The organism is Pseudomonas canadensis, assembly GCF_000503215.1.
GTDB lineage: Bacteria > Pseudomonadota > Gammaproteobacteria > Pseudomonadales > Pseudomonadaceae > Aquipseudomonas > Aquipseudomonas canadensis.
In genome coordinates this window covers 358,553-385,532 of the sequence record NZ_KI628540.1, presented here as the reverse complement: position 1 = coordinate 385,532, position 26,980 = coordinate 358,553, and the positions used below count along the sequence as shown (strand labels likewise).

The 26,980-nt window shown below is 60.9% G+C and carries 30 protein-coding genes; 16 read left to right on the top strand and 14 right to left on the bottom strand.

The window, feature by feature from the left end:
* Positions 1-3 precede the first annotated feature (3 nt).
* From U367_RS0129740 to U367_RS0129720, 5 genes are read left to right on the top strand one after another with little or no spacing between them, the layout of a single operon-like run.
* Positions 4-798: an ABC transporter permease gene (locus tag U367_RS0129740; RefSeq protein WP_028619822.1), complete on the top strand. Its 795-nt coding sequence runs from the start codon at positions 4-6 to the stop codon at positions 796-798.
* Positions 798-1,088 carry a (2Fe-2S)-binding protein gene (locus U367_RS0129735; RefSeq protein ID WP_028619821.1) on the top strand — a complete coding sequence of 97 codons (291 nt, stop codon included), beginning with the start codon at positions 798-800 and terminating at the stop codon, positions 1,086-1,088. Before U367_RS0129740 ends, U367_RS0129735 begins: the two co-directional genes overlap by 1 nt.
* The gene (locus U367_RS0129730) at positions 1,085-2,428 is read left to right on the top strand and encodes an FAD/NAD(P)-dependent oxidoreductase (protein WP_028619820.1); all 1,344 of its coding nucleotides are present in this window, start codon (positions 1,085-1,087) and stop codon (positions 2,426-2,428) included. Before U367_RS0129735 ends, U367_RS0129730 begins: the two co-directional genes overlap by 4 nt.
* The gene (locus U367_RS0129725; RefSeq protein WP_028619819.1) at positions 2,425-3,522 is read left to right on the top strand and encodes an NAD(P)/FAD-dependent oxidoreductase; all 1,098 of its coding nucleotides are present in this window, start codon (positions 2,425-2,427) and stop codon (positions 3,520-3,522) included. Before U367_RS0129730 ends, U367_RS0129725 begins: the two co-directional genes overlap by 4 nt.
* A gap of 14 nt (positions 3,523-3,536) precedes the next feature.
* Entirely contained in the window at positions 3,537-4,568 is a 1,032-nt protein-coding gene (locus U367_RS0129720) for an ABC transporter substrate-binding protein (RefSeq protein WP_028619818.1), read from the top strand.
* Here U367_RS0129720 and nadE read toward each other — a convergent pair whose 3' ends face one another.
* Genes nadE through U367_RS0129705 form a run of 3 tightly spaced genes read right to left on the bottom strand, consistent with a single transcriptional unit; the run spans position 4,569 to position 7,256 of the window.
* Positions 4,569-5,378, bottom strand: a complete 810-nt coding sequence (gene nadE / locus U367_RS0129715) for an ammonia-dependent NAD(+) synthetase (protein WP_028619817.1) — start codon at positions 5,376-5,378, stop codon at positions 4,569-4,571. It lies immediately after the preceding gene.
* 1 nt (position 5,379) lies between these two features.
* Positions 5,380-6,597: a nicotinate phosphoribosyltransferase gene (gene pncB / locus U367_RS0129710; protein ID WP_028619816.1), complete on the bottom strand. Its 1,218-nt coding sequence runs from the start codon at positions 6,595-6,597 to the stop codon at positions 5,380-5,382.
* A gap of 11 nt (positions 6,598-6,608) precedes the next feature.
* The gene (locus tag U367_RS0129705) at positions 6,609-7,256 is read right to left on the bottom strand and encodes a nicotinamidase (RefSeq protein ID WP_028619815.1); all 648 of its coding nucleotides are present in this window, start codon (positions 7,254-7,256) and stop codon (positions 6,609-6,611) included.
* Positions 7,257-7,403: 147 nt separating this feature from the next.
* On the opposite strand from U367_RS0129705, the gene U367_RS0129700 reads away from it, so the two are divergent.
* Positions 7,404-8,096: an NUDIX hydrolase gene (locus U367_RS0129700; protein WP_028619814.1), complete on the top strand. Its 693-nt coding sequence runs from the start codon at positions 7,404-7,406 to the stop codon at positions 8,094-8,096.
* Positions 8,097-8,201: 105 nt separating this feature from the next.
* Here the strand turns inward: U367_RS0129700 and U367_RS0129695 are convergent, their stop codons facing one another.
* Positions 8,202-8,975 carry an L-iditol 2-dehydrogenase gene (locus U367_RS0129695; protein ID WP_028619813.1) on the bottom strand — a complete coding sequence of 258 codons (774 nt, stop codon included), beginning with the start codon at positions 8,973-8,975 and terminating at the stop codon, positions 8,202-8,204.
* A gap of 18 nt (positions 8,976-8,993) precedes the next feature.
* Positions 8,994-10,253 carry an ABC transporter substrate-binding protein gene (locus U367_RS0129690; protein ID WP_236318746.1) on the bottom strand — a complete coding sequence of 420 codons (1,260 nt, stop codon included), beginning with the start codon at positions 10,251-10,253 and terminating at the stop codon, positions 8,994-8,996.
* 261 nt (positions 10,254-10,514) lie between these two features.
* Between U367_RS0129690 and U367_RS0129685 the strand changes: the two genes are divergently transcribed.
* From U367_RS0129685 to U367_RS0129675, 3 genes are all read left to right on the top strand, one after another.
* The gene (locus U367_RS0129685) at positions 10,515-11,453 is read left to right on the top strand and encodes an AraC family transcriptional regulator (RefSeq protein WP_028619811.1); all 939 of its coding nucleotides are present in this window, start codon (positions 10,515-10,517) and stop codon (positions 11,451-11,453) included.
* Positions 11,454-11,608: 155 nt separating this feature from the next.
* Positions 11,609-12,556, top strand: coding sequence for a nucleoside-specific channel-forming protein Tsx (locus tag U367_RS0129680; protein ID WP_028619810.1), 948 nt, complete (start codon positions 11,609-11,611; stop codon positions 12,554-12,556).
* 14 nt (positions 12,557-12,570) lie between these two features.
* Positions 12,571-13,596, top strand: a complete 1,026-nt coding sequence (locus U367_RS0129675; RefSeq protein WP_028619809.1) for a purine-nucleoside phosphorylase — start codon at positions 12,571-12,573, stop codon at positions 13,594-13,596.
* Between the two features lie 9 nt (positions 13,597-13,605).
* On the opposite strand, the gene U367_RS0129670 is transcribed toward U367_RS0129675, so the two are convergent.
* From U367_RS0129670 to U367_RS0129660, 3 genes are all read right to left on the bottom strand, one after another.
* Positions 13,606-14,565 carry a quinone oxidoreductase family protein gene (locus U367_RS0129670; RefSeq protein ID WP_028619808.1) on the bottom strand — a complete coding sequence of 320 codons (960 nt, stop codon included), beginning with the start codon at positions 14,563-14,565 and terminating at the stop codon, positions 13,606-13,608.
* Positions 14,566-14,595: 30 nt separating this feature from the next.
* On the bottom strand, positions 14,596-14,769 hold the full coding sequence (locus U367_RS1000000131270) for a DUF1427 family protein (RefSeq protein ID WP_073860085.1): 174 nt from the start codon (positions 14,767-14,769) through the stop codon (positions 14,596-14,598).
* A gap of 89 nt (positions 14,770-14,858) precedes the next feature.
* The gene (locus tag U367_RS0129660) at positions 14,859-15,623 is read right to left on the bottom strand and encodes an AraC family transcriptional regulator (RefSeq protein WP_028619807.1); all 765 of its coding nucleotides are present in this window, start codon (positions 15,621-15,623) and stop codon (positions 14,859-14,861) included.
* 146 nt (positions 15,624-15,769) lie between these two features.
* On the opposite strand from U367_RS0129660, the gene U367_RS0129655 reads away from it, so the two are divergent.
* Complete coding sequence (locus U367_RS0129655) at positions 15,770-16,042, top strand: hypothetical protein (protein WP_028619806.1); 273 nt, start codon at positions 15,770-15,772, stop codon at positions 16,040-16,042.
* A gap of 32 nt (positions 16,043-16,074) precedes the next feature.
* Here U367_RS0129655 and U367_RS1000000131265 read toward each other — a convergent pair whose 3' ends face one another.
* The 3 genes from U367_RS1000000131265 to U367_RS0129645 form a co-directional block, all read right to left on the bottom strand.
* Complete coding sequence (locus U367_RS1000000131265; RefSeq protein WP_016977247.1) at positions 16,075-16,245, bottom strand: metallothionein; 171 nt, start codon at positions 16,243-16,245, stop codon at positions 16,075-16,077.
* 89 nt (positions 16,246-16,334) lie between these two features.
* On the bottom strand, positions 16,335-16,787 hold the full coding sequence (locus U367_RS0129650; RefSeq protein WP_028619805.1) for a DMT family transporter: 453 nt from the start codon (positions 16,785-16,787) through the stop codon (positions 16,335-16,337).
* A gap of 4 nt (positions 16,788-16,791) precedes the next feature.
* Complete coding sequence (locus U367_RS0129645) at positions 16,792-17,280, bottom strand: DMT family transporter (RefSeq protein ID WP_028619804.1); 489 nt, start codon at positions 17,278-17,280, stop codon at positions 16,792-16,794.
* A 118-nt stretch (positions 17,281-17,398) separates the two neighbouring features.
* On the opposite strand from U367_RS0129645, the gene U367_RS0129640 reads away from it, so the two are divergent.
* The 3 genes from U367_RS0129640 (at position 17,399) to U367_RS0129630 (ending at position 19,206) form a co-directional block, all read left to right on the top strand.
* Positions 17,399-18,331, top strand: a complete 933-nt coding sequence (locus U367_RS0129640) for a LysR family transcriptional regulator (protein ID WP_028619803.1) — start codon at positions 17,399-17,401, stop codon at positions 18,329-18,331.
* Between the two features lie 141 nt (positions 18,332-18,472).
* On the top strand, positions 18,473-18,832 hold the full coding sequence (locus tag U367_RS0129635) for a type II toxin-antitoxin system Phd/YefM family antitoxin (protein WP_236639999.1): 360 nt from the start codon (positions 18,473-18,475) through the stop codon (positions 18,830-18,832).
* Entirely contained in the window at positions 18,829-19,206 is a 378-nt protein-coding gene (locus U367_RS0129630; RefSeq protein ID WP_028619801.1) for a type II toxin-antitoxin system VapC family toxin, read from the top strand. Before U367_RS0129635 ends, U367_RS0129630 begins: the two co-directional genes overlap by 4 nt.
* A gap of 24 nt (positions 19,207-19,230) precedes the next feature.
* Here the strand turns inward: U367_RS0129630 and U367_RS0129625 are convergent, their stop codons facing one another.
* From U367_RS0129625 to U367_RS0129615, 3 genes are all read right to left on the bottom strand, one after another.
* Positions 19,231-20,553, bottom strand: a complete 1,323-nt coding sequence (locus U367_RS0129625; protein ID WP_028619800.1) for an Nramp family divalent metal transporter — start codon at positions 20,551-20,553, stop codon at positions 19,231-19,233.
* 41 nt (positions 20,554-20,594) lie between these two features.
* Positions 20,595-22,148, bottom strand: a complete 1,554-nt coding sequence (locus U367_RS0129620; RefSeq protein ID WP_028619799.1) for a DUF726 domain-containing protein — start codon at positions 22,146-22,148, stop codon at positions 20,595-20,597.
* 103 nt (positions 22,149-22,251) lie between these two features.
* Positions 22,252-23,049: an AraC family transcriptional regulator gene (locus U367_RS0129615; protein WP_028619798.1), complete on the bottom strand. Its 798-nt coding sequence runs from the start codon at positions 23,047-23,049 to the stop codon at positions 22,252-22,254.
* A gap of 107 nt (positions 23,050-23,156) precedes the next feature.
* On the opposite strand from U367_RS0129615, the gene U367_RS0129610 reads away from it, so the two are divergent.
* From U367_RS0129610 to asnB, 3 genes are all read left to right on the top strand, one after another.
* Positions 23,157-23,942 carry a crotonase/enoyl-CoA hydratase family protein gene (locus U367_RS0129610; protein ID WP_016977256.1) on the top strand — a complete coding sequence of 262 codons (786 nt, stop codon included), beginning with the start codon at positions 23,157-23,159 and terminating at the stop codon, positions 23,940-23,942.
* A gap of 79 nt (positions 23,943-24,021) precedes the next feature.
* Positions 24,022-24,981, top strand: a complete 960-nt coding sequence (locus U367_RS0129605; protein WP_028619797.1) for a diiron oxygenase — start codon at positions 24,022-24,024, stop codon at positions 24,979-24,981.
* 45 nt (positions 24,982-25,026) lie between these two features.
* Positions 25,027-26,931: an asparagine synthase (glutamine-hydrolyzing) gene (gene asnB / locus U367_RS0129600; RefSeq protein WP_028619796.1), complete on the top strand. Its 1,905-nt coding sequence runs from the start codon at positions 25,027-25,029 to the stop codon at positions 26,929-26,931.
* The last annotated feature ends 49 nt before the right edge of the window (positions 26,932-26,980 follow it).

Sequence of the window (26,980 nt, the reverse complement as noted above, 5' to 3'; positions counted from 1 at the left end):
CACATGTCCAGAAACGGTCCTTTGGCCCTGGGTTTCCATACCCTGGTGGTGCTGTTCATGATGGCGCCGCTGGTGGTGGTATGTCTGGTGGCCTTCACCCCGGAAAACACCTTGAGCTTGCCCACGTCGGGATTCTCCCTGCGCTGGTTCCGTGCGGTGTTCGAGCGCGCTGACTTTATCCAGGCGTTCTACAACAGCCTGATCCTGGCGTTTACCGCCGCGAGTCTGGCCACCTTGATTGCAGTGCCGGCCGCCTTGGCGATCAGTCGCTATCAGTTTCCGGGGCGCAATTTTTTCAGTGCGTTGTTCCTGTCACCCATCATCATTCCGCACCTGGTGCTCGGCGTGGCGATGTTGCGCCTGTTCGCACTGATGGGCGTGAACGGCAGCTTCACCTGGCTGATGCTGGCTCACGTGGTGATCATCACCCCGTATGTGCTGCGCCTGGTGTTGGCCGCGGCGATCGGGATTGATCGCAGCGCCGAGCAGGCCGCCGAGTCCCTGGGCGCCAGTCGCTTTACGCTGTTTCGCCAGATCACCCTGCCGATGATCCTGCCGGGGGTGGCGGGCGGTTGGTTGCTGGCGTTCATCAACAGTTTCGATGAGGTGACGTTGTCGATCTTCGTCAGCTCGCCGGCGACCCAGACCCTGCCGGTGCGCATGTATGTGTATGCCACCGAATCCATCGACCCGATGATGGCGGCGGTGTCGGCGCTGGTGATTGCACTCACGGCGGCCACCATGATCCTGTTGGACCGGGTCTACGGCCTGGACCGCGTACTGGTAGGGAAACATTGATGGCCCTGTTCAAACGCCTGGCCGAAACCCAACGCCCTGCCCTGGCCTTCACCCTGGATGGGCAACCCGCCAGCGGTTTGCTCGGTGACACCTTGTTGACCGCCGTGCTGACCTGCGCCGAACACCTGCGCGGCAGTGATTTCAGCGCCGAACGACGGGCCGGTTTCTGCCTGATGGGCGCGTGCCAGGATTGTTGGGTGCGACTTGAAGACGGGCGTCGCGTACGCGCCTGTTCGACGCTATTGGAAGAAGGCCAGGCCATCCGCCGCGATCCGGGGCGCCAGTCATGAAGCCTGTGGTGATTGTGGGCGCAGGCCCGGCCGGGATCAGCGCGGCGCGCACGTTGCTCGACCATGGCATCAGACCTTGCCTGGTGGATGAAAGCCTGCGCGGTGGCGGGCAGATTTATCGGCGTCAGCCACAGGGATTTCAACGCACCGCCAAGCAGCTTTACGGATTTGAAGCACGCGAGGCCGAGGCCGTGCACCGCACAATGGATGAACTGGCACCGCTGATCGACTACCGCCCGGAAACCCTGGTGTGGAATGCCGAGGACGGGCGCCTGGATATGCTCAACAACGGCCGCGCAGAAAGCATCGAGTACGCGCAACTCATCGTCGCCACAGGCGCCACTGACCGCATCCTGCCCGTACCGGGCTGGACCCTGCCGGGCGTGTACAGCCTTGGCGCGGCGCAAATCGCTTTGAAGTACCAGGGCTGCGCCATCGGTGAGCGCGTGGCGTTTTGTGGCAGCGGGCCGTTGCTCTATCTGGTCGCCTATCAATACGCCAAGGCTGGGGCCAAGGTGGTGGCGGTGCTCGACAGCGCGCCGTTCAGTGCCCAATGCCGTGCCTTACCAGCGTTGCTCGGACAACCGACGACCTTGGCCAAAGGCTTGTATTACCGCGCCTGGCTGACGGCCCATGGGATTCCCGTGCATCAGGGCGTCACGCTTAAACAGATCGACGGAACGCAACGGGTCAGCGGCATTCAATGGGGTGATCAGACTCTGCCGTGCGACGCCGTGGCTTTTGCCCATGCCCTGCGCAGCGAGACGCAACTGGCGGACTTGCTTGGCTGTGAGTTCACCTGGAATGCCCTTAACCGCGCGTGGCTGCCACAACGGGACAGCGCCGGACGCAGCAGCGTCAACGGCGTGTACCTGGCGGGCGATGGGGCCGGGATCATGGGCGCGGACGCCGCGCAAATGGCCGGTGAACGTGCAGCACTGGCGGTGCTGGAGGACTCGGGTGTTGCCATCGATCAGCGCCGCCCTGCTGTGCTGGAGCAACAATTGGCGGCCATCCAACGCTTTCGTCATGGTTTGGAAACCGCGTTCCCTTTTCCAGAGAACTGGGCAGTCGAAGCCCCCGATGAATTGATCCTCTGTCGCTGCGAAGAAGTCCGCGTCGGCGACGTGCGCGCGGTGGTGGATGAGGGCCACTGGGAGATCAACCGCGTCAAGGCCCAATGTCGGGTCGGCATGGGCCGCTGCCAAGGCCGGATGTGCGGGTTGGCGGCGGCGGAAATTGTCGCAGAGCGCAGTGGCCGGGCCATCGAAAACGTCGGCCGCTTGCGGGGCCAGGCACCAATCAAGCCGCTGCCGTTTGGCGTGGAGGTGCAGCCGTGATTGATGTCATCGTATTGGGCGGCGGGATTGTCGGCGCGTCGGCCGCGCTGATGCTGGCGCAGAAAGGCCAGCGCGTGGCGCTGGTGGAGCGAGATTTCTGCGGCTCACACTCCAGCGGCGTCAACTACGGCGGCGTGCGGCGCCAGGGTCGGCCCTTGCACCAGTTGCCACTGTCGCAGCGTGCCCACCAACTGTGGGCAGACTTGCCGGGATTAATCGGTATCGATGGCGAATACGTGCGTTCCGGGCATTTGAAACTGGCGCGCAGTCACGCAGATTTCGGCGCCTTACAAGCGTATGCCGAGCAGACACAAGGATTTGACTTGAGTTTGCAGTTGCTGGATTACGTCGAGCTGCGCGCGCGATTCCCCTGGGTCGGTGACATCGCCGTCGGTGCCTCGCTGTGCCCGGAAGACGGCCACGCCAACCCCCGCCTGGTGTCGCCCGCCTTTGCCCGCGCGGCGAAACAACGCGGCGCTCACCTGTATGAACAGTCGCTGGTCACGCGTATCGAGCATGACGGCCAGGACTTCCAGGTGCACTGCGCCAACGGTCTGCATCTACAAGCACCGTGGCTGCTCAATTGCGCCGGGGCGTGGGCAGGTGCGGTGGCCGAACAGTTTGGCGAAGCGGTGCCTATGACCTCGGCACACCCGGCGATGCTGGTCACTGAGCCCTTGCCGGTGGTGATGGATGTGAGCACGGGCGTCGAAGGCGGCGGGATCTATGCGCGACAGGTTGCCCGGGGCAATTGCATCCTCGGCGGCGGTCGCGGCTTTGCCCTCGGCCCGCAGCAAGCGCGACCAGGGCAAGCTGCGGTGCTGGAGATTCTGCGCAATGCCGGCGAGCTTTACCCGTTTCTCAAGGGTGCCCAGGCCATCCGCACCTGGAGTGGCACCGAAGGTTACCTCCCCGATCATGAACCGGTGATCGGCCCCAGCAGCACCCAACCCGGCTTGCTCCACGGTTTCGGCTTTGCCGGCGCCGGGTTCCAGCTTGGTCCCGCCGTCGGTGAAGCCCTGGCAGAGATCGTCTGCACCGGTGCCAGCCGCCAACCTATCGAAGCGTTTTCCATCCGTCGTTTCCAAGCCTGAGAGGAAAAACATCCATGAACCCACGTATTGCGCTGTCCTGCTTGTCCCTCGCCCTGCTCGCCTCAACGGCCCACGCCGCGCCCACGCTGTACCTGGGCATGAACGGCGGCACCATGGAACGGGTCTACGCCGACAAGGTGCTGCCCGCGTTCGAAAAGACCAATAACGTCAAGGTGGTGATCGTGCCCGGCACCTCGTCGGACATCCTTGCCAAGGTCCAGGCCAACAAAGACAACCCGCAGATGCACGTGATGTTCCTTGACGACGGCATCATGTACCGCGCAATTTCCATGGGGTTGTGCGACAAGCTGGCGCCAAGCCCGACCCTGGAGCAGATCCCTACCAAGGCGAAGATCAAGGAACAAGCCGTGGCCGTGACCCTCGGCGTCACCGGCCTGGGCTACAACGCCAAGATGTTCAAGGAAAAAGGCTGGGCCGCGCCCACCTCCTGGATGGACCTGGCCGACCCGCGCTTCAAGGACAAAGTGGTGTTCCAGTCCCTGGCCTCCTCCACCTTCGGCCTGCATGGCTTCCTGATGTTCAACCGCATCCAGGGCGGTGACGAAACCAACGTCGACCCGGGCTTCAAGGCCTGGCCAAAAACCGTTGGCCCCAACGTGCTGGAATACATCGCCAGCTCCGCAAAGATCTCCGAAATGGTGCAGACCGACGAAGCCGCGATTTTCCCGCTCACCCCGACCCAAGTCGCCACCCAGAAACTGCTCGGTGTGCCCATGGAATATGCGCAACCCAAGGAGGGTGCGGTGGTGCTGAACGTGGCTGAGTGCGTGATTGCCCGCAACGACCAGCCGGAACTGGCGCAGAAGCTCGCCGCGTTTTTGCTGACCGCCGAAGCCCAGGCCCCGGCGCTGGAAGAAGGCGATCAGATCCCGTCTAACCCGACCACGCCGACCACCGACAAGACCCGCGCCCGGGTAGAAGCGATGCAAGGTTATTTGCAGACCGCTATTTCGATTGATTGGGACCAGGTCAACCAGGCGCGGCCGGAGTGGAATGCACGGTGGAGTCGGTCTATCGAACGTTAATCAAAGGGGAATAATCGGCAGCGCGCGTTTGTGCGCTGTCTTGCTGTACGCGCCCTCGACTACGGTTCTCACCCGCTCGCTCACCGGTTCGCCCATCAGGTAGGCGTCGATTTCTGCGTAAGTGCAGCCGTAAGCGTGTTCATCCAGCTTGCCCGGCACAAGCTCTTCCAGGTCGGCAGTCGGATGTTTGTGCACCAACTTGTCGGGGGCGCCGAGGGCCGTGGCGAGCAGGCGCACCTGGGTTTTGGTCAGGCCCGACAGTGGCGCCAGGTCGCAGGCGCCGTCACCGAACTTGGTGAAAAACCCCATCAACGCCTCGGCGCCGTGGTCAGTGCCGACCACCAGGCCGTTGTGCAGGTTGGCCACGGCGTACTGGGCGATCATCCGTGCGCGTGCCTTGACGTTGCCCTTGATGAAATCGACATGGGTGGCGCTGGCCTCGGTGGCGGTCAGGCTGGCCATGAGTCCGTCGACGCTGGCGGCGATGTTGAGGGTGTCGATCTGGTCCGGGGTGATGAAGTCCAGGGAGGCCTGGGCATCGCTTTCGTCGGCTTGGGTTTTGTAAGGCAGGCGCATGGCGATGAAGCGCGCGGCGTAGTCTTCGTCGCGCAGTTGCTCTACGGCCAACTGGCACAAACGGCCAGCCGTGAGGGAGTCAACGCCACCGCTGATGCCCAGTACCAACGCCTTGCTGCCGGAGCCGAGCAAGGTGGTCTTGATGAAATCTATGCGCCGTTGGATTTCCTTCGACTCACCGCCTTTGACCAGTTGCCGATTGATGTTCAGTTCCTGTGCGATACGTTCTTGCATGTCACACCTCCACGCTGCCAACATTGAACACTTGTGCTGCATACTGCAAAAACGAGGCGTCTTCGCAAACGTTCTTGATCGGGTCATCCGAGAATTTCACCACCGGTTCGCCGTGCACCCGCACCAGTTTCATCACGATGCTCAGCGGTTCGACGCCCTCCACATCGCAGGCCAGGCTGGTACCCATGCCAAAGCCGAATTTGGCCTTGCCACGCACGTGACGCAGGATCGGCAGGCATTTTTCGAAGTTCAGGCCGTCGGAGAACATCAAGTCCTTGGTCATCGGATCGATGCCCAGCTGCTTGTAGCGCGCCAGCACCTTGTCAGCCCAGACGATGGGGTCACCGGAGTCCTGGCGCAGGCCGTCATACAGTTTGGCGAAGTAAAGGTCGAAGTCCTTGAGGAAAAAGTCGGTGCTGATGCAGTCAGTCAGGGCAATGCCGAGACGGCCACGGTATTCGCGCACCCAGTTTTCCAGCGCGGCGTTCTGGCTTTCGCGCAGGCGGCCCAGTTGCTGGTGCACCATCAGCCATTGGTGGGCCATGGTGCCGATCAGCGGCAGGTCGAATTCGTAGGCCAGGTGCGCGTTGCTGGTGCCAACAAACTGGCCGGGGAAGTCGCGGCGCATGATGTCGACCACTTCACGCTGGGCCTTGAACGACAGGCGGCGCCGGGTGGAAAAGTCAGACACACGCAGGTCGGCGAGTTCTTCGCGGCTGAGGTTTTTCTGCAGCCAGTCGAATTTCTGGTAGAGCTTGCGGGTGACATCTTCCAGGGTCACGTCGGGGTATTTGCTGCGGTTACGCAGCTCACTGACCAGGGCCAGGACCGGCTGTTCGAACATGATGCAGTGCAGCATCGGGCCGACCACGCGGATGTTGAGTTGGCCATCGATTTCGCTGACGTGGATGTAGCGCAGGTTGAAGCGGAACAGACCGAGGAATCGCTCGTAGTCCGGGGTGAGGTATTCGCGAAAGCGTGGATTGAACAGAAAGCGCAGCTCACCTTCGCGCATACGCAGGCTGGCGAGTTGCTCCAACTCGGCACGGATTTCGGGAATCAGGTGGCCGAGCTTTTCCTTGGACCGCACGATGAAGTTGTACTCCACATCGACATTGGGGTACTGGTGCAACACGGCCTGCATCATGGTGAAGGTGTAGTAGTCGGTGTCGAGCAACCCCTGGATAACGGGCGTTTCGTAGTCGTAGGCACTTTCCATGGTATGTCTCCTTAACGCGCGGCCATCGCGGCCAGTTCTTCGCGGGTGCTGCTGATGACGGCACCGGCCTTGAGTAACTCGTTGACCGCCTGTACACCGCCCTCCTGCGTAATGCCTCTGCACGCCGGCAAGTGCAGAACCACTTCCAGGCCAGCCTTGAGCAGTTGCAATGCGGTGGTCTTGACGCAGTAGTCCAAAGCCAGGCCGCCGACGATCACGCGGGTCACGCCCTGGGCTTTCAGGTACTCGATCACGCCGGTAGAGAGTTTGTCGTGCAGGTCGTGGTAGCAGGCGCCGTAGGGGTGCAGGTCGGGTTCGACGCCTTTCCAGATGAAGTAGTCGTAGTCATAAGGCGTAGGTAATTCGTCGAGCAAGGTGAAACCCTCGGTGCCGGGTACGCAATGGCTGACCCAGGTCACATCGGCGTGGGTCAGGCCGGTGGCTTGCAGCATCTCGCTGTGCTGCGACACCACCCAGGGCGCATGCGGGGTGTGAGCGTCTTTGCTGCCGACGCGATGGCCCGCCAGACTCGCCATGTAGTTGAGCTCGGCACCAATCTGGTCGCCGCCGGCCACAGGCAATTCGTTGGGGCACAGCGGCGTGAAGCTTTTCTGGGCGTCTACGTCGAATGAAGCGATGGCGGATATCGAGAGGGTCATGGTGGTTCTCCTGTGGCCTGGAAACAAAAGTACACGTCATGTACTTTCATTGCAAGAAACATCTGGTTATCTATCCTGGAGCAAGTCCATGACATATCTGCTCGATTCGTTAGACTGTGTGTCATCGCTGTCTAGAAGGACGTCAACATGCCCCTGAGCCCCTACCTCCACACCGTCGACCTGTGCGTATTGTTTTATTGCCGCGCCTCCGGGGAACTGAAATTGCTGCTGAACAAACGCGACGCCGAGCCCTTCGCCGGGCACTGGGCGCTGCCGGGCGTGGTGGTGAATGGCGGCGTGCAAGATCTGAGCCTCAAGGACGCGGTGGAGCGCTTGCGCGCGAGTGACAAGGTCGGACTTGATCTGGCCTGGAGCGAGCAAGTGGGCACGGTGGGGGATGCGTTTCGTGATCCGCGCTGCTGGTCATCGTCCACTTACTACCTGGCGATCGTGGCGGATGAGGTAGAGCTGGGTGAGCATCAGGCCTGGTTTTCACTGGCGGGGGTGGCGGATGGCAGCATCAAGCTGCCGTTCGATCACAACAGCATCGTGGCCGCCGTGCAGGAACGCTTGTTTTCCAAATCGCTGTACAGCAGCTTGCCGCTGATGTTCCTGGGCGATGAATTCAGCGCGCCGGAAGCGACCACGATCTTTTCCCTGGTGCTGGCGCGGCCGGTATTGAAGACCAGTATTCGCCAGCGCTTGCTGAAGCTGACTGAGGCGGGGTACCTGCGCGAGACGGGGCGCAAGAAGAATGGTGAAGGCGGCAGGCCCCAGGCGACGGTGGAGAAACTGAAGCCTGGGGACATTTATTTCTTTGATCGCAGTTTTGCCGAGTGAACCACCCTCTGTAGGAGCCGGCTTGCCGGCGATGGCGGCCTTGGGCATTGCGCAGTTTTCAAGGGCCTCATCGCCGGCAAGCCGGCTCCTACAAGGTTTTTTCGGTCAGCTCATCCAGTTGCCGCCATCGACGTTGTAAGTCTGGGCCACCACGTAGTCGGACTCTTTCGAGGCCAGGAACACCGCCATCCCGGTCAGATCCTCCGCCGTGCCCATCCGCCCAAATGGTACTTCGCCCCCTACCCGCTTTTTCTTCTCGCCAGGCGCCAACCCTTCATGCTTGGCAAACAATGCATCCACCCCATCCCAATGCTCGCCATCCACCACACCCGGTGCGATGGCGTTGACGTTGATCCCCTGCTTGATCAAATTCAACCCCGCCGATTGCGTCAAACTGATCACCGCCGCCTTGGTCGCGCAGTAGATTGCCACCAACGGCTCGCCGCGGCGTCCGGCCTGGCTGGCCATGTTGATGATCTTGCCGCCATGGCCCTGGCTGATCATCTGCCGTGCGGCGGCCTGCAAGGTGAAGAGCGTGCCGGCGACATTGATCGAGAACAGCCGTTCGTAGCTGTCGCGGGTGATATCGACAATGGGCGCCAGGTCGAACAGCGCGGCGTTGTTGACGAGGATATCCAGCTTGCCAACCTGGGCGACCACTGCGGCAATCGCACCGTCGATGGACGCCTGGTCGGTGACATCCATGGCGACGGCATACGCCTGTGGGCCCAGCTCAGCCGCCGTGGCCTGGGCCCGTTGCAGGTTGATGTCGGCGATGGCCACGGTGGCGCCTTCGGCGATGTAGGCCTGGGCAAAGGCGCGGCCGATGCCACGCGCCGATCCGGTGATCAGCGCGCTCTTGCCTTCAAGTCGTTTCATGAAAAAGTCCTGTTGAAGTTATTTCGGGTAGCCGGCGCGTTTCATTTCGCGCTCGGTGGTGGACTGGGCTTCCAGCAGGGCCTGGTCAACCGACATGCCACCGGTCAGCGCCGCAGAGAACAGCTTGCCGACCGAAGTGCCAATGGCCTGGAACTCGGGAATGGTCACGTACTGGATGCCCACGTACGGCACCGGCTTGGCCGAAGGGTGCGCGGGATCGGCGTGCTTCATCATTTCCAGGGTCACCTGGGCGAATGGGGCAGCCTTCAAGTACGCCTCGCTGTAGGTAGATTGTCGGGTGCCCGGCGGTACGTTGGTGATGCCTTCTTTATCAGCGACCAGCTGGATGTACTCCTTGGACGTCGCCCAACTAATGAAGGCCTTGGCAGCGTCCTTGTGCTTGGACGTGGCCGGAATTGCCAGGGACCAGGCATACAGCCACGAAGAACCTTTATCGGTGACTTCGGTAGGCGCGGCAGCGAAACCGACGCTGTCGGCGACCTTGCTCTGGCTCTTGTCGGTGGTGAAGGAACCGGCGACGCTGGCATCGACCCAGATCGCGCATTTGCCGCTGTTGAACAGCGCCAGGGTTTCGTTGAAACCATTGCTGGACACACCCGGCGGGCCGTATTGCTTGAGGGTGTTGACATAGAAGTTGGCGGCCGCCGTCCACTCGGGGCTGGTCAGCTCGGGCTTCCACTGCTCGTCGAACCAGCGTGCACCAAAGGCATTGGCCATGGTGCTCAGCAAGGCGATGTTCTCGCCCCAGCCGGCCTTGCCGCGCAGGCACATGCCGTATTGGCCCTTGTCCTTGACGGTGAGCTTGGCGGCGAACTCGCCGAGCTGCGTCCAGGTAGGATGCGCGGGCATGCTCAACCCGGCCTGCTTGAACAGGTCGGTGCGGTAGTAGGTGACGGTGCTTTCGCCGTAGAACGGCAAGGCGTACAGGGTGTTGTTGACCGACAGGCCCTGGCGTACCGAGGGGAAGATATCGTCGGCGTCATAATCGGCCGGCAGTTGGGTCAGGGGTTCCAGCCAGTGCTTGGCGCCCCAGAGTGGGGTTTCGTAGGTGCCGATGGTCAGCACGTCGAACTGCCCGCCTTGGGTGGCGATATCGGTGGTGAGGCGCTGGCGCAGCACGTTTTCTTCCAGCACCACCCAGTTGAGCTTGATGTCCGGGTGCTGTGCTTCGAACACCTTGGACAGGCGCTGCATGCGGATCATGTCGCTGTTGTTGACCGTGGCGATGGTCACGGTGTCGGCGGCGTGGCTGGGCATGGCCAGCGTCAGGCTGGAAAGCAGGAACAACGCTTGCGGGAGCTTGGACATAGCGGTTTCTACCTGTTGTTTTTGTTGTTGAGGGCCGATTACAGCAGCTTGGCCAAGCCCCCACAAACGCCTGGAGGATGGGTGACTGATACTTTTTTAACCTGGATATGAACGTTAAAAAAGTATCAGTGCCAGGCAAAACCAGGGGTAGCGCGCCCATGACTGAGGCGCGTATTTTGGAGCGATTCCAAGAATCATAAGAATCCCGCCATGCCCATCAGCCGCGCCAAGCTGTTCGAGCACCGCCCCGCCGAACTCGAAGTGATCCTGCCCGAGCCGGACCACTGCTTCCGCTGGTTCGAACATGACTACCCCTACGACCTGGCGCGCTGGAACCACCATCCCGAATTTGAAATCCATCTGATCCGCCAAGGCAGCGGCAAACTGGTCGCGGGCGACTACATTGGTGCGTTCAGTGCCGGGCATGTGGCGCTGATTGGCCCCGACCTGCCCCATGACTGGATCGGTGAACTCGCCCCCGGCGAATACCTGAGCGGGCGCGACGTGGTGTTGCAATTCGACGGTGCCGCCCTCCTCGCCCTGCGCAAGACCCTGCCGGAACTCGGTGACCTGCAACCGCTGTTCGAGCGTGCCCGGCGCGGGCTGGAATTCACCGGCGACACCGCGTTGCAGGCTGCGCACTTGATGGAAGCCATCGGCGCCGCCCACGGCCTGCAACGCTTGATCCTGTTCCTGCAACTGCTCGACACCCTGAAGAACGCCCCGACACAACAGGCCAAGGCCCTGGCCAGCCCATGCTATGCACCGACGTTGGATGCACGCAGCGCCGAACGTATCAACAAGGCGTTTGACTATCTGATGCGCGAGCTGACCGGCGATGTTCGCCTGTCGGTGATCGCGCAACAGTTGGAGATGAGCGAGCCGGGCTTCTCACGCTTCTTCAAGCGCAACACCGGCCACGGCTTCATCGACCTGATGCGCAAGTTCCGGGTGCAGCGCGCCTGCCGACTGCTGTTGCAAAGCGACATGTCGGTGGCGGATATCTGCTTTGAAGTGGGCTACGCCAACCTGTCGAATTTCAACCGGCACTTCCGTATCGAAATGCACCAGACGCCGAGTGACTATCGACGGGAAACAGCGATGCACCTGTTCCAACACATTGAAAAAATGACACCCAATCAATTCTGACCAAAAGGTCGACTAAATCCCGTTTTTTTCAATTTGATCAACCCATTGAGCAAACTTGGTACAGCCTGTGCAAACGTTTGCGGTACGAACTTGCCTGCCAAGTTCACCCTTACCCGGAGAATCGGGTTCAAACCGCGTACGAATAGGGATTTTCAATGCACTCCACCTCAAGGCGTCCTGCCTCCTTTGGTGTTTCCTTGCTACTGGCCGCCGTTACGGGAGTACTCAGCGCCCCCATTTTGGCGCAGGAAAAACCCGTGGATGACTCAGCACAGGGCGAAACCCTCAGCCCGCAAGCCAGCCCGGCGAAAAAAGGCGCGTACCTGTCGGAATGGTTCAACCAGGACCTGACATTGATTGGCAGCAAAGACATCAGCTTCGGCCCCAAGCCACAGGATGATGTCTACCTGGAATACGAGTACTTCGGCCGCAAAGGGCCGTTCGAGTTGTACGGCTATGTCGACGTGCCGAAGATTCTCACCATCGGTAACAGTAATGACAAAGGCGTGTGGGACCATGGCTCGCCAGTGTTCATGGAGCACGAACCGCGTATCTCCATCGACTACCTGGCGGGCCGTAGCCTGGCCTTCGGCCCGTTCAAGGAATGGTATGTAGCGTTCGACTGGATCTACGACCATGGCAGCCGCAAGGAAAACCGCGCCAACACCTTGTACAGCGGCCTCGGCACCGACATCGACACCCATTCGCGGGTGAACCTGTCGGCCAACTTCTACGGGCGCTACCAGTGGGAAAACTACGGCGCCAGCAATGAATATTCATGGGATGGCTACCGTGCGCAGATGAAGTACATCGTGCCCATCGGCAAATTCGATAACGGCGCCTCGCTGACCTACATCGGCTTCACCAACTACGATTTCGGCTCCGACCTGCACAAGGACAACCCGGCGCGCACCGCCAACTCGCTGGTCGCGACCAATGTGTTGCTGTACTCGTTCACCCACCTGCGTTTCACCCTGGTCGGCCGTTACTTCCATAACGGCGGCAACTGGGAAGACGGCAGTGAGTTGAATTTCGGCGAAGGCAACTTCCGCGCCCGTTCCGACGGCTGGGGTTACTACGCCGGCGTGGGCTACCAATTCTGATAGAGGAGCTTTAGATGAACGCGTTTACACGTTTCTCCATGGCGGTCGGCCTGGCGCTGCTGCCCCACGTGGTGCTGGCCGATACCGCACCGATCAAACCCAAGGTGATGCTGATCACCATGTTCGCCCCTGAGGCGCAAACCTGGATCGATCGCCTGGAGCTCAAGCAGGAAGTCCGCGTCCCAGGGCTGTCCGCCGAATACCCGGTAATCCGCTGCAACACCCAGGACGTGTGCCTGCTGGCCACTGGCATGGGCCAGACCAACGCCGCCGCGTCCACGCTGGCCTTGGCCTTGTCGCCCAAATTCGACCTGCGCCAGAGCTATTTCCTGATCGCCGGGATCGCCGGCATCAGCCCCAAGCACGGCACCATCGGCACCGCAGCCTGGGCCCATTACCTGGTGGAATTCGGCACCCAGTGGGAGCTGGACTCACGGGATGCGCCCAAGGATTGGCCGACGGGCTATATCGGCATCAACACCAAAGGTCCCAACGAAAAACCACCGTTGGACTACAAGACCGAAGTGTTTGAGCTGAACCCCAAGTTGCAGGCCAAGGCGTTTGCCTTGTCACAAAAAGTGGAGCTGACCGAAAGCAAGGAGTCCGCCGCCTGGCGTAAACACTACCCCGCCGCCCCGGCCAATCAACCGCCGGAAGTCACCCGCTGCGACACCCTGGCGGGCAACACCTGGTTTTCCGGTACACGCCTGAGCGAACGCGCCGAAGTCTGGACCAAGTTGCTGACCGACAACAAAGGTGAATACTGCACCACCCAACAGGAAGACAACTCCACCTACGAAGCCCTGCTGCGCGCCAGTCGCGAAGGTCTGGTGGATATCCAGCGCCTGGCGGTGGTGCGTGCAGGCTCGGACTTCGACCGTCCGTACCCTGGCTACAGCGAAGTGGACAACCTGCTGAAGTACGCGGATCAGGGCGGTTTTGTGCCGGCGCTGGAAAACCTGTACCGCACGGGCAACCCGTTGGTACAGGCGATCCTCAAGAATTGGTCGGCGTGGAAGAACGGTGTTCCCGAGGCCTGACCACCAGGATCAAGGCAGGAAGATGATTTTGTCTGCGCTGCCTTGATTCACGGCCTCATAGCACTGCACCCCATCGGCCAGCGCCACTTCATGCAGGCCGGTGGGCAACGGCAACAAGCCCTCATCAAAGAAACGCCCGAACTGCTCCAGCATCACCGCGCATTGCTCGCAGTTGTAGAGCAACGAGTTGATCCCCACCACCGAGCCGCCTTTGCGATACAGCGCCAGCGCCGGCAGTTGTACATGACCGTCCACCGGCGCGGCGATGATCGCGATGCGACCGAACGGCGCCAAACCTGCAACGGCCGCCGGCAGCCAGAAACCGGTGGTGTCGAAGATCACATCAGCGCCGCCCTTGAATACCGCATTGACCTGCGCACCGAGCTCTTCCGGTTTGCCTAAGGTAACCGCTTCACAACCTTGCGCCTGCAATACCTCGGCCTGCTCTGGCCGACGTACAGCGGCCAGCACCTGGGCGCCACGGATTTTTGCCAGGGCCAGGGTGGCGCTGCCGACCGCGCCATTGGCACCGATCACCAACAGGCGCGTGCCTTGGGTCACACCACTGCGCTCGAGGGCGTCCCAGGCGGTGGTATAGGGCACACCGAGGCTGGCGGCCTGGGCAAAACTCAAATGGCTGGGCTTATGCGCCACGCCCTTGGCCGGCACAGTGAGGTACTGGGCGTGGGAACCGTCGGCAAAAAAACCCAGGTCACGGCCAGTGCCCCAAACCTCTTGGCCCAGCAGTTCCTGCGGTCCCTCCACCACCACACCGGCAAAATCACGACCGGGAATGCGCGGCAAAGTGGTGTAGGGAAAGCGACCAAGCACGTTTTTGACGTCACTGGGGTTAAGGCCGGCGGCCTTGACCTGCACCAGTACTTCACCGGCGGCCGGCACCGGGGTGGCGACATCAACGAAGCGCAGGGCGGCGAGGTCGCCGGTGGCGGAAAATTGCAGTGCTTTCATGGCCAATATCCATCGAAGTGAAAAAAGAGATCAGGAGAACCAAGTGCCCACCAGCTGCCGCCCCATGGGCCAGAGCTTTTCACCCAGCAACATGCCCATCAGGCCCACCAGGGCGATGGCCGGCGGTGCGGGCGAACGGAAATCCAAGGCGCCATAGATCACGCCGACAAACAGGCCGATGGCGAGGGAAATCAGGTAGTTCATGGGGGTAGCGCCTTGTGGGTGGATGCGCTCAGTGTAGAGGGCACCTTCCTGAAGCATCGGCCAAGTGCTTCAGAATTTCGGCCAACTCCTCAGCCGATGTACTGCGAAGGCGCTATACCGAGTTCGCGTCGGAACATGTCGCTGAAACTGCTGGGGGAATAGCCGAGGGAGCGTGCGATCGCACTGACTGGCTGGCCCTGGATCAACTCCGCCACCGCCGTGGCCAATTGCACCTGGCGGCGCCATTCGGCAAAGCCCATGCCCAGGTTATTCTGAAACAGCCGCGACAAGGTACGCACACTGGCTCCGGCGGCTTCGGCATGCTGTTCGAAAGCAATCTCCAGCGATGGCGCAGCCATGACCGCCTGGCACGCACTGATCAGTCGACGGTCGGCATCCACCGGCATCGCGATGCGGATCTGCGAGCGGCGCGCCCGCTGCAATTCCAGCAAGGCCAGGCTGACCACGGCGTCGTAATACGCCGCATCGCCGTTATCGCCCTGGTCCACCAGTGTGACGATCAGTTCACGCAGCAACCCACCGACCTCGATCACCTGCACCTGGCTGTCCAATGTGGCCGCCAGTGCCGGACGCAAGTAGATATTGCGCATCTGCAAATCCGACACCACGCGAATTCCGTGTTCCACCCCGGGCGGCAGCCAGACGGCACGCTGCGGCGGCACCACCAGGGCTTCGCGCGGCGTCTCGACCCACATCACGCCGCTCATGGCGTAGAGCAATTGGCCCCAGTCATGGCTATGGGGCTCAACGTACAGTCCACGCGGATAGGTACGCGCCAAGGGCTGCACGGGGACGGCGTGATCACTGAGGTCGGGAGGCGCAGCCAGGGCCATGATGTACACATCAATCAAGGGTGAGCCGCCATGGTAATGACCACCGTTCGACAATCCGAGTGAATTTTTACGGGTCACGCGGATCATTGGCTTATACCGACACAGCTCGGACGCGTGCGCTACAGGCTTGATCAAGGAGAGAGACCATGGATGCAATACTGCCGGTCAACGGCATGGCACGGATCGACTACACCCAGGACACCCTGTTCGGGCCGATTACCCGGCATGTCGAATGCCAAGTGAGCTTGCAACACCAAGCGGGTGGGACGGTACTGAAAGTGTTTCAACCGTTGCCGGACGATCTACGTGACGCGCAGACGGTGGTGTTTGCGCTGGAGGGACGACGTACCCGTGGCGTGGTGAAGCATCGTCGACACCTGGCCGACCATAGCCTGCGGCTCGAACTCGAACGCCAATAATAGGAGCCGGCTGGCCGGCTCCCGCAAACACATCAACCTTTGGCGGATTTGGCACACTCGCACCCGGTTGCCGCCGCACACGGCTCACCATGCGCATGGTGCTCCGCACAGCCCTGACAGCAATAGCCCTTGCCGTCCTTCATTACCGCGTCAGCTCCCAGCACACACTTGCAGTGTGGGCAGGCACAGGTCTTATCTGGCATGGTCAGACTCCTTTTTCTTGGTCGTCCCGGTGCGGCGGGCGCCGGCACCTTAAAGAGTGACTGCGGCCCGTCGGCGATGGTTCAAACCGTCAGTCGGCGCGGGTATTGCTGCGGTACATGAACACCAGGGCCAGGGCCAGGCAGACCATCGCCACAATCCGCGCACCCGACAATTCAATCGCCGGATTGCCCAGCCAACCGAAGTTGTCGATGAGCATGCCCATGCCCAATTGCCCGACGATCACCGCCACCGTCGCTACCGCCGTGCCGACGACAGGCACCGCGCCGACCATCACCATCATGTACACCACTCCGAACAAGGCCCCCGTGAGTTGCCATTTCGGCACATCCAGCAAGCTCACTGCCTGGGCGGGTTCAAAGAACAGGATCAACAACGCAGTGACAATCGCGCCCACTCCAAAAGTCACCAGGCTGCCGCGCAATACACCCACCGTCTGGCCCAGGCGACCATTGATGGCGGCCTGCACACTCAACACCGCACCTGCGGCGACTACTACTACCAGTAACAGAATCAGGTTCATCGCCTTAACCTCGCGCAATCAAAACAAGTGCCACCACAATCAGCGCCAGGGCAATCCAGCGCTCGCCATTGACCCGCTTGCGCGCCGCCCCGAACCAGCCGAAATGATCGATCAGCACGCTCTTGCCGACTTGCCCCGAAAGAATCGCGATCATGGTCATCGCGATGCCGATATGCGGCGTGGCCAGGGTCAGCACCACCACGTAGATCGGCCCCAGCAAACCGCCGATCAACTGCCAGCGCGGCAACTCGGACAACGCCGGGCCCTTTTGCGGGCCACTGAACAGCAGCAGTAGAAACAGGATGGCCGAGCCCACACCAAAGATGCTCAGCGTCGCCCACAAATGCCCCACCTGCACACCCAATGGCCCGAGCAGGCCCGCTTCAACCGACAAACCCATGCCAGCCACGATCACCAGCGGCAAAAGCAGTAGCCGCAGGACGTTTTTTTTCGGCTTGGCTAACGCCACGCCCTCGATGGAACTTGCTTGCATACACCACCTGCACATCTACAAAGGATTGGATGGCGAGCATTATCCGGTGGCCGTCCTGTGCGATAAATGGGAGCATACCAACAACACCTTTGCGCAAAACGCACAGCCTGGAGGCACGATGCAAGGCTTGAATGAACTGAGCTTCAAGGCGCTGCGCCTATTCGTCGCCGTACTGGACTTGGGCAGCTTTTCCGAAGTGGCGCGCCGAGAGGGCCTGGCGCCCTCTTCCATCTCCCGGCAGATCCAACTGATGGAACAGGCCCTCGGCCAGCAACTGCTCTACCGGCACACCCGCGCCGTCAGCCCTACCGAAGCCGGGCGCTTGCTCGGACGACATGCGCGGTTGATGCTGGAACAACTGGAAGCCGCCGGCCAGGCGCTGCAGGAACAGGAAAGCGAACCCAGCGGCCTGGTGCGCATCAATGCGCCGATGGTGTTCGGCCAGCGCCATCTCTCTCCTTGGCTGGGCGAGTTGTGCCGGCGTTACCCGAAGCTGCAACTGGATATCCAGCAAACCGACACCTATGTCGACCCGCTGCAAGACGGCACCGACCTGCTGTTCCGCATCGGCGTGCTCAACGACTCCAGCATGCAGGCGCGCATCTTCGCCCCTCAACGCTTCCGCATCGCCGCCAGCCCGGCCTACCTGGCCCGACACGGCGCACCGCAACATCCTGACGAACTGATCAACCACCAGTGCCTGGCCTACAAAGGCATTACCGGCCAGCAACGCTGGTTTTTCCGCAAGGGCCAGGGCGACTGGACACCTTATAGCGTCAAGGGCCCGATCACCGGCAACCATGCCGACACGCTCACCTACGCCGCCGAGCAGGGGCTGGGGCTGGTGGTGTTTCCGTCGTGGTTGATCGGCGACAGTTTGCGTGCGGGCGCTTTGCGGGCAGTGCTGACGGAGTACGACGTGGCGACAACATTGGAGCCGCAGCAGATTGCGGCACTGTGGCCGGGGAGCCGGCGCTTGTCGCTGAAGGTGCGGACGGTGATTGATTATTTTGTGGAATGTTTTGGAGGGGTGCCGTATTGGGATCGGTGACTTTTCCAAGTCGAGAAGAATGTCGCTATGAAGGAAATTTCCTTACAGAAATAGGTAGGTCCGTTCTGATTTTCCGGGCCAGTATTTCTGGCCTCTGCATGCTGAGGCAGACTCTGACGATATTTTTTTGAGAGAGCTGCAATGGAATTCACTTACCCCAAAAAATCGCGCGCTGCGCGAGCCGCTTCAGTCAGCGGTCTGGCCGTCTTTGATAGTGCACGTAGTTTTGGCTATATTTGGCCAAAATGCGGAGATAACCACATGACAACCGTACCTCTGGGCGAAGCGAAAAATAATCTGTCGAAGCTGGTTGATGAAGCTGCCGCCGGCAAGATCATTACCATTGCCAAACATGGGCGTGCGATGGCTCAGCTGGTGCCCGTCGGCAAATCCAAGGGTCGGAGAATCGGTGCAATGAAGGGCAAGCTCGTCATTCCTGAAGACTTCGATGCACCTTTGCCTGACGGCCTACTGGATGCCTTCGAAGGCAACCGCTTATGAGAATGTTGCTGGATACCCATATTCTGCTTTGGACGCTGAGTGAAGATCCTAAGCTATCCAGCAAAGCCAGGAAGCTGATTGAGAACGCAGCAGAGATTTACATCAGCGCTGCAACATTCTGGGAACTGTCAATTAAGGTCGGCCTGGGGAAACTCACCGTCGATCTGGATGAAATCCGTGAGTACTGCCTGGAAAGCGGATTCGTCGAACTGCCCATCACCTCAGAACATGCGATCGCGGTGAAGGACCTTGAGCACCGTCACAAGGATCCGTTTGATCGGCTCATCGTTGCGACCGCCATCAGCGAGCCCATGAAGCTATTGACCGCCGATCCGCAGGTCGCCCAATACACGTCCCTGGCAATCCTGGTGTGAATCGTCCCGATTGCTTCGTTGTGTCTACCCAAAGACCCACTGCCCAATCAACCAGGCATTCGCCCCACTGATCACCGCGAACAGAAACCACGCCAGCAAGCGTGTGGGTAGGCGATTCACGAACGGCCCCATCAGTTGCTTGTCACCGGTCATGCGGATCAGCGGATACAGCGCGAACGGCAACTGCAGGCTGAGCACCACTTGGCTGAGGATCAGCAATTTGCCGATGGCATCGTCGCCCATCAGCCATACCCCCAGGAACGCAGGGATCAGCGCCAGGCCACGTGTGATCAAACGCCGCTGCCAGCAGGGAATACGCAGGTTGAGGTAGCCCTCCATGATCACCTGCCCGGCGATGGTGCCGGTAAAGGTGGAGCTTTGCCCGGAGGCCAGCAAGGCAATGCCAAACAGAATACTGGCGAAGGCACCACCAACCAGCGGATCAAGCAGGTGGTAGGCATCCTGTATCTCGACCACGTCAGTGTGGCCGGTCTTGTGGAAGGCTGCGGCAGCGAGCACCAGGATCGCGGCGTTGACCAACAGCGCGAGCGCTAGCGAGCCAATGGTGTCGATACGCGCCAACTTGACCGCGTCCTGTTTGCTGGCCAGATCCTTGCCGATCAGCCGGGTTTGCACGATGGAGCTGTGCAGGTAGAGGTTATGAGGCATCACCGTGGCCCCGAGGATGCCGATGGCCAAATACAGTGGTGCAGCATCGCTGATGGCCGACAATGACGGGGTGAAACCACTGAACACGTCCGGCCAGAAAGGTTTGATCAGGACCAGTTCGATGAAGAAACACACGCCGATAGTTGCTACCAGCGCCAGCATAATCGCTTCAAGGCGGCGGAAACCGCGGTTCTGCAAGGCCAGGATCAGCAAGGTATCGAAGGCAGTGATGACAATGCCGGTGGTCAGTGACACCCCCAGCAGCAAGTGAAAGGCCAGGGCACAGCCGAGTACTTCGGCGAGGTCAGTGGCAATGATGGAGATTTCCGCAAGCACCCACTGGGTGCGTGCGGATCGCTTGCTGTAGCGCTCGCGGCACAGTTGCGCCAGGTCTTTTCCGGTGGCAATGCCCAACCGCGAGCACAGGCACTGCACCGCCATTCCCGCCAGGCTGGCCAGCAACACCACGAACAGCAGGTTGTAACCATAGCGTGAGCCGGCCTCGATGGCCGTGGCCCAGTTGCCTGGGTCCATGTAGCCAATGGAGATCAGCAAGCCTGGTCCGGCGAACATCAGCGCGCGCTTGAAGAACGAAGCCTTGGGGTCAACGGCGACGGAACCGGCGACTTCCGGCGGGCAAAAGGGGGCGGTAGCGATTTTTGGCAGGCTGAATTTCACGCGGTATCCCAGGCAAACACACTCGATAGAGACGCAGCTTATCAGTCGGATGCGACCGTGCGCATCACCGTCTCCCGCGGCAAGTCGAACGCTTCGACCACTTGCACCACCAGGTCCATCTCCTGGTTCAGCGCTTCACGCTCCATGCGCTGGCGAATCACACCTATCACCAGCACCGCCAGAGTGGTAATTGAATACGCCGGGCCGGAAAACGCGCGTACCCCGCTCACCAGCAGCATCGCTGCGGCCAGTGCCTGGCCCACCACCGGGATGGCCGTGGCCGCGCCACGACGCAGGATAAACCCGGTCAACCCGGCGAGCGCCGTGCCGCTCAACGCGGTGGTCGCCGATCGGCCGACATCGAAACGGTTGAACAAGCCCTGCTCCTTTTGCGCGGCGGCCTTGAGTTCGGCGTCGAACACCTGGCGGTCGGCGTTGCTGAGTTTGTCCTTGTACTGCTCGATGAGCTTTTCGGCGACCTGGGCTTCAAGGTCGGCCAATTCGACGGTATTGAGCGGCTCATCGAACTTGATACCCAGCCGCTGCACCACATCTTCGGCGATCTGGCGGTAACTCACGCCGTGGCCACGGGCCAGGTTCATAAAGGTATCGCCGCCCATGCGCTGCAACTCGATGGCCAGCTTGAGCGGCTCGCGCACTGTGGCGTCGATAGTCGCACTGCGCTTTTGCGCCATCAGTTCAGCGAGAAACTTCAACTCCTCGGGCCGCGCCTGCACCAGCGCCGGAAACAGCTCCGCGTCCTCTTCGGCAAAACGCACCTGCGGGCTGCGCTGGTCGGAGCGGATCATGCCGCGCCGCTCGTGCAACAGGTCTGTGTACTGCACCACCGTCTGCAACTGCGGCCAGTAGGCGGCATGATCGAAGGTCGCCAAGTGCACGTTGGTGACCTTGGCCTTGAGCGCCGGCGTCACCGGGATCGCATAGCGGCCGATGCAACGCTCGGTATCCGGTTTCAGGGCCAGCGCCCAGTCTTTGCTGGAGTGGCAATTGATCACGCGCCCGTTGAGCGGCGCCGATACATCATCCCACGGGCTCGACGTGCAGATCGCCCCGCCCATCAACAGCAGATTGTCCAATGGCAGTTCACGGGCGGTCTCGGGATTGGCGAGCAGGCTCTTGACCAGAATGCGTGCGCCAAGGGAATGGCCAATCAGGTTGATACGCCGGACTGCCAGGGACTCGCCGTGCAGGTAATTGGCCAATTCGGGCAGCAAGCTCTTGGCGACCTCGTCCACCCGTGCCTCGACGCTTTTGTAGTGATCGAGGAAATACGCAATGGCCTTGCCCACCCCGACAGTCGCCGCGCCCAGGCTGCCGCCGCCCAGCATTGCGCCGATCACATCCTTGAACGGTGCAAACAGGTTTTCCAGGAAATGCCCCGCCGGCCAGAACAGCATCAGGTTGGTGGAGCCTTCGATGCCCGCCAACTGCGCCTTGAAGCTGCCCAGCTGTTGTCGGTTGAAGAACGCCGAATAACCGTGGACATAGAGATTAAGCACATCGCCCTGGGGCTCACCACACATCAAGAACGTGGGCTTGCGGGTGCGGTGCATTTCATCCCACTGGTGCTGCATGGGGCAATGACTCCTGGTGACAAGGGACGGCGATAGTAACAAAGGGCGGGGTTCAACGTCGTACCGCTGGGGGAAAAGGCACCGCATTGGCCTCTTCGTCCTTTCAGAACAGGGAGGCGGCCTTGGACTTGGCTAGGTAACGCGCCGGTGAATCGCCCAGATTGCGGCGGAATACCGAAGTGAACGCGCTGGAACTGCTGAACCCTAACTCGAACGCCACATCGGTGATGGACGAGCCATGACTGAGCCGCGCCGTCGCCTCCAACAGGCACACCTGCTGGCGCCAGGACACAAAGGTCATGCCCGTGCATTCACGGAAGTTACGGGTGAAGGTGCGTCGGCTCATGCTCGACCAGTCGGCCATCTCGCAGATGGAGATCTTCTGCGTCGGGGCTTCGAGGAAGCGCTGACAAGAACGAGCCAGACGTGCTTCGGAGGGCAACGGCGCACTGAGGGGCAACTCGGGCATAGCGCCGATTTCATCGATCAACAGGGTCAGCACGCAGCGATCGCGAACACTGGGCGAGGCCGATGGCCCAATCGCCAGCGCCGCCTCCAGGAGATGGCGCAACAGCGGCGAGACGCCAAATACCTGGCAATAGTCCTGCAACCCTGCGCGCCGGGCCGCGTCGTCGTCCAGGTAAGTATTGAGCATCACCACATCGCCGCGCATGTGCATCTCATGGGAGACGCCGCCTGGCACCCAGATCGCGCGCTGCGGCGGTACGACCCAGTTACCGAGGTCAGTGAACATTTTCAGCGCACCGGTGGACGCATAAGCGAACTGCCCACGGCGATGGGTATGCCGTGGAAACACCGTGCCGGACGGGTACTCGCGCAGCGTCACCACCGCTTCGGGGCTGTCGGGTTCGTACGGGGAATAAGTGAAGGTCGGCGGCATGGCCCGATTTTGTCAAAGTATGACCTGACATAGCAAGCGGGCCACTACTCTGCCACCTAGAATCGTCGCTCCCCAAGTTGGGTTCATCTCGAAGGGATATTCGGAAAATGAGTGTCAAAAACTACTTGGACGTACGAGTAGACGGCGCCGTTCTGATGGTGGGTCTCAACCGCCCGCAGAAGCGAAACGCCATGTCTCTGGAAGTCATGCACGAACTGCGCGATACCTTCACCAATATGCCTGAAGGCATTGGTGCCGCCGTGCTCTACAGCACCAGCCAGCATTTCTGCACGGGGCTGGACTTGTCGGAGATCCGCGACCAATCGGTCATCGACAACGTCCAGGCCTTCCGCGAATGGCACAAAACCTTTGAACTGATCCAGTTCGGCAAGGTGCCCGTCGTCGCCGCCATTACCGGTGCCGCCATCGGTGGTGGCCTGGAAATCGCCACGGCCTGCAGCCTGCGCGTGGTGGATGACAGCGCCTTCTTCTCGCTGCCCGAGGCGATGCGTGGCCTGTACGTCGGCGTCGGCGCCTCGGTGCGCTTCCCGCGCATCGCCGGCATCGCCCTGATGACCGACATGATGCTCACCGGCCGCACGCTCTACGCCAAGGAAAGCTATGAGCGCGGCGTAGCCCAGTACCTGGTGCCGGTCGGCCAGGCGGTACTCAAGGCCACCGAGTTGGCGCACAAGATCGCCGGCAACCTGCCCATGACCAACTACGCGGTAACCCACGTGCTGCCGCGCATTGTCGATCAAAGCCAGCAGGACGGCCTGATGACGGAAGCCTTGATTGCTGCCGTGGTGTCTTCGGATATCCGCACACAGGATCGCCTGGCGGACTTCCTGGATCGCAAGAAGGACAAGATCCAGACCGCGCCAGCGGTGTAACTCCCGGTCGTGAACGTTGCCGAGCGCACCTCGGCAAACCATGGATGGCCTTCACAATCACTATCAACCTGGTGAAACCATGTTTCAGCACAGCACTCAAGACGATCTTTATCGCAGCAATGACGCGACCGATGAACGATTGATCAAAATCGAACGCAGCTGGCACAAACGCGCACAGATCAAGCTCGATTCCCAACGGCCGGATATCCAGCTTGACCTGCAGGCGCCGGACTTTCTCGAGGCCCTGTTACCTTTCGCCCATGATCCGCATTACCAGCACTACCCCCACGCCCTGAAACTGCTGATCCTGTCGGCCGGCTGGGTGATCTATAACCAGAAAACCATCGCCATCGAAACCGAAATCATTTGCCCGTCCTGCATCGACCTGCTGCAGTTGGGCCCGCGCCTGAGCTCCGCCAGCGCCGCGACGATTTCCGAAACCCTGGCGGATGAGGCTTATCACACTCTGTTTTCGATCAACATGTGTGAGCTGGCAATTACCCAGCGCGGCATGCGCATCAAATGGCCGGAGCTGGAACTGACCCGCCACCTGAACCAGGCCCAGGCCACCCTGTCCGAAGCGGATTTCAAGATCTACCGCCTGGCCTTCTCGCTGGTCTCGGAGACATTTATCAGCGACTACCTGGCCGACCTCAGCGACGCGCCGGAGATCCAACCGGTGTTTCGCCATGTGGTGGCCCTGCACAAAAAAGACGAGCTGGTGCACAAGCACATCTTCCCGCTGTTCGTGCAGCAGGTGGTCGGAGACTTCACCGCGCAGCAAACCGCCTTGTTCACCCGCGGCATCGCCAACTCCATCCGGATCTTCCCGATGCGCGAGATTTCGGCGTGGCGAATCATCCTGCCGCAACTGCTCGAAGTGTTCGGCGACCAATCGCTGCTACTACCGACTCAATTTACCGAGACCGGCGAAGCGGACTACTCGGCCATGCCCGAGATTCTCAGCTCCATTGGCATACACCCCGACGCGGTGCTGCCTGAGCTGCCAGTGATGAGCGAACCGGTCACCACCGTTTGAAACCAGCGTGCTGCTGATCAATACAAATTCAATAGAGTAATTGTCATGTGTGGATACATTGGCGTCTTTGCCAAACAACCTCGTGCGTTCAACCCGAACATGTTCGATGCCGCCCTGCGTGCAATCCATCATCGCGGCCCGGACAGCTCCAGCCAATGGTTCGACCCCCAAGGCCAGGCCGCCTTTGGCTATGTGCGCCTGGGACTGGTCGGCCTGGGTAACGGCACCCAGCCTATCGTGGCCGACGAAGGCGACTTGGTGATGATGGTCAACGGCGAGTTCTATGACTATCAACGCATCCGCGCCGAACTGGAGAGCGATGGTTGCCGCTTCAAGACCTCGTCCGACAGCGAAATCGCCATGCACCTGTACCGCCGCCATGGCGTACGCGGCCTCAAGCAACTGCGCGGCGAATTCACCATCCTGATCTTCGATCGCCTGCGCAAAAAGCTGTTTGCCGTGCGTGACCGGGTGGGCGTCAAGCCGCTGTACTACACCGAGCATGAAGGTGCCTGGTACTTCGCCTCCGAAATCAAAGCCTTGCTAGCAGCCGGTGTACCCGCGCAGTGGGACCACGAAGCCTACGCCAATCGCGGTTTCATCCTGCGCGACCGGACTGTGTTCAACAATATTCGCAGCGTGAAACCAGGTTGCTGGATCATCGCCGATGAAAGCGGCCTGCAAACCGAACAGTACTGGGACTGGGACTTCCCGGATGCCCAAGCCACCGAGCAGCGCAGTGAAGCCGAGATGATCGAGTCCCTGCGCAACACCATCGAAGAGTCCGTACGCCTGCGCCTGCATGCCGATGTACCGGTCGGAGTGTGCCTGAGTGGCGGTCTCGACTCGTCGGCCATGCTCGGCATCGCCACCGAGCTGACCGGCCAGCCATTGCAGGCGTTCCACTTGTCGTTCGAAGGTGAGCAGGCCTACGACGAACGCCAGTACGCCGAAGTGGCCGCACGGCATAACCGTGCCCACCTCAATGTGCTGTCGGTGAACTCCTCCGACATGGCGGATAACTTCGAAAATGCCCTGTGGCACGCCGAAATGCCCTTCGCCAACGCTCACAGCGTGGCCAAGTACCTGCTGTGCAAATATGTGCAGAATCAGGGCATGCGCGCCGTACTCACTGGTGAAGGTGCCGACGAAGTCTTCGGCGGCTACCCGCACTATCGTCGCGACATGGTGTTGTACAACCACGAAAACCAGGACCCGACCGCGATCGCCGAACTCAGCCGACGCCTGCATGCCAGCGAAGATCGCTACCTGCCCGGCGGCAAAAATGATGTGAAATGGGTGCAGGACGAACTCGGCCATGGCGTGTCCTGGCTGCAAACCCAGTCGGCGCTGTTCGGCCCCCTGGCGCAGTTGTACAGCGATGACTTCCGTGAGCGTTTCAGCAATACCGATGCCTATCGCGAGTTCTACGATCGCCTGAGCCCACGGGCGCTCAACGGCTGGGAGCCGGTGAACCGTTCGCTGTATATGGTGGCCAAGTCCAGCCTGCCCAACGTGGTGCTCACCTCCCTGGGAGACCGCATGGAAATGGCCGGCAGTCTGGAAGGTCGACCACCGCTGCTCGATCACCAAGTGATTGAGGCCGCGTGCCGCCTGCCAGTGAACATGAAAGTGCGCGGCGCCACCGAGAAATACGCGCTGCGCGAAGCCATGCGCCCTTATGTGCCCCAGGCTGTGCTGGATCGCAAGAAGCAGTACTTCCGCGCCCCGCCGGCATCCGAAAGCCCGCAATCGAAGCTGTATGAAATGATCAACGACGTGTTGAGCGGCCCGGCATTGAATAACGTACCGTTCTTCGACCCGCGTAAAGTACGCGCCTTGCTGGCAACCCTGCCAAGCTTGTCCACCGCCCAACGCGCTTCGGCAGACAACCTGCTGATGGAAATCGCCGGGCTGTGCCTGATGCAAAAACGCTTCGCCTTGAACTGACTTCCCGGCGGCACCTCGCGATCGCGGTGTGCCGCCTGACCCAAGGAGG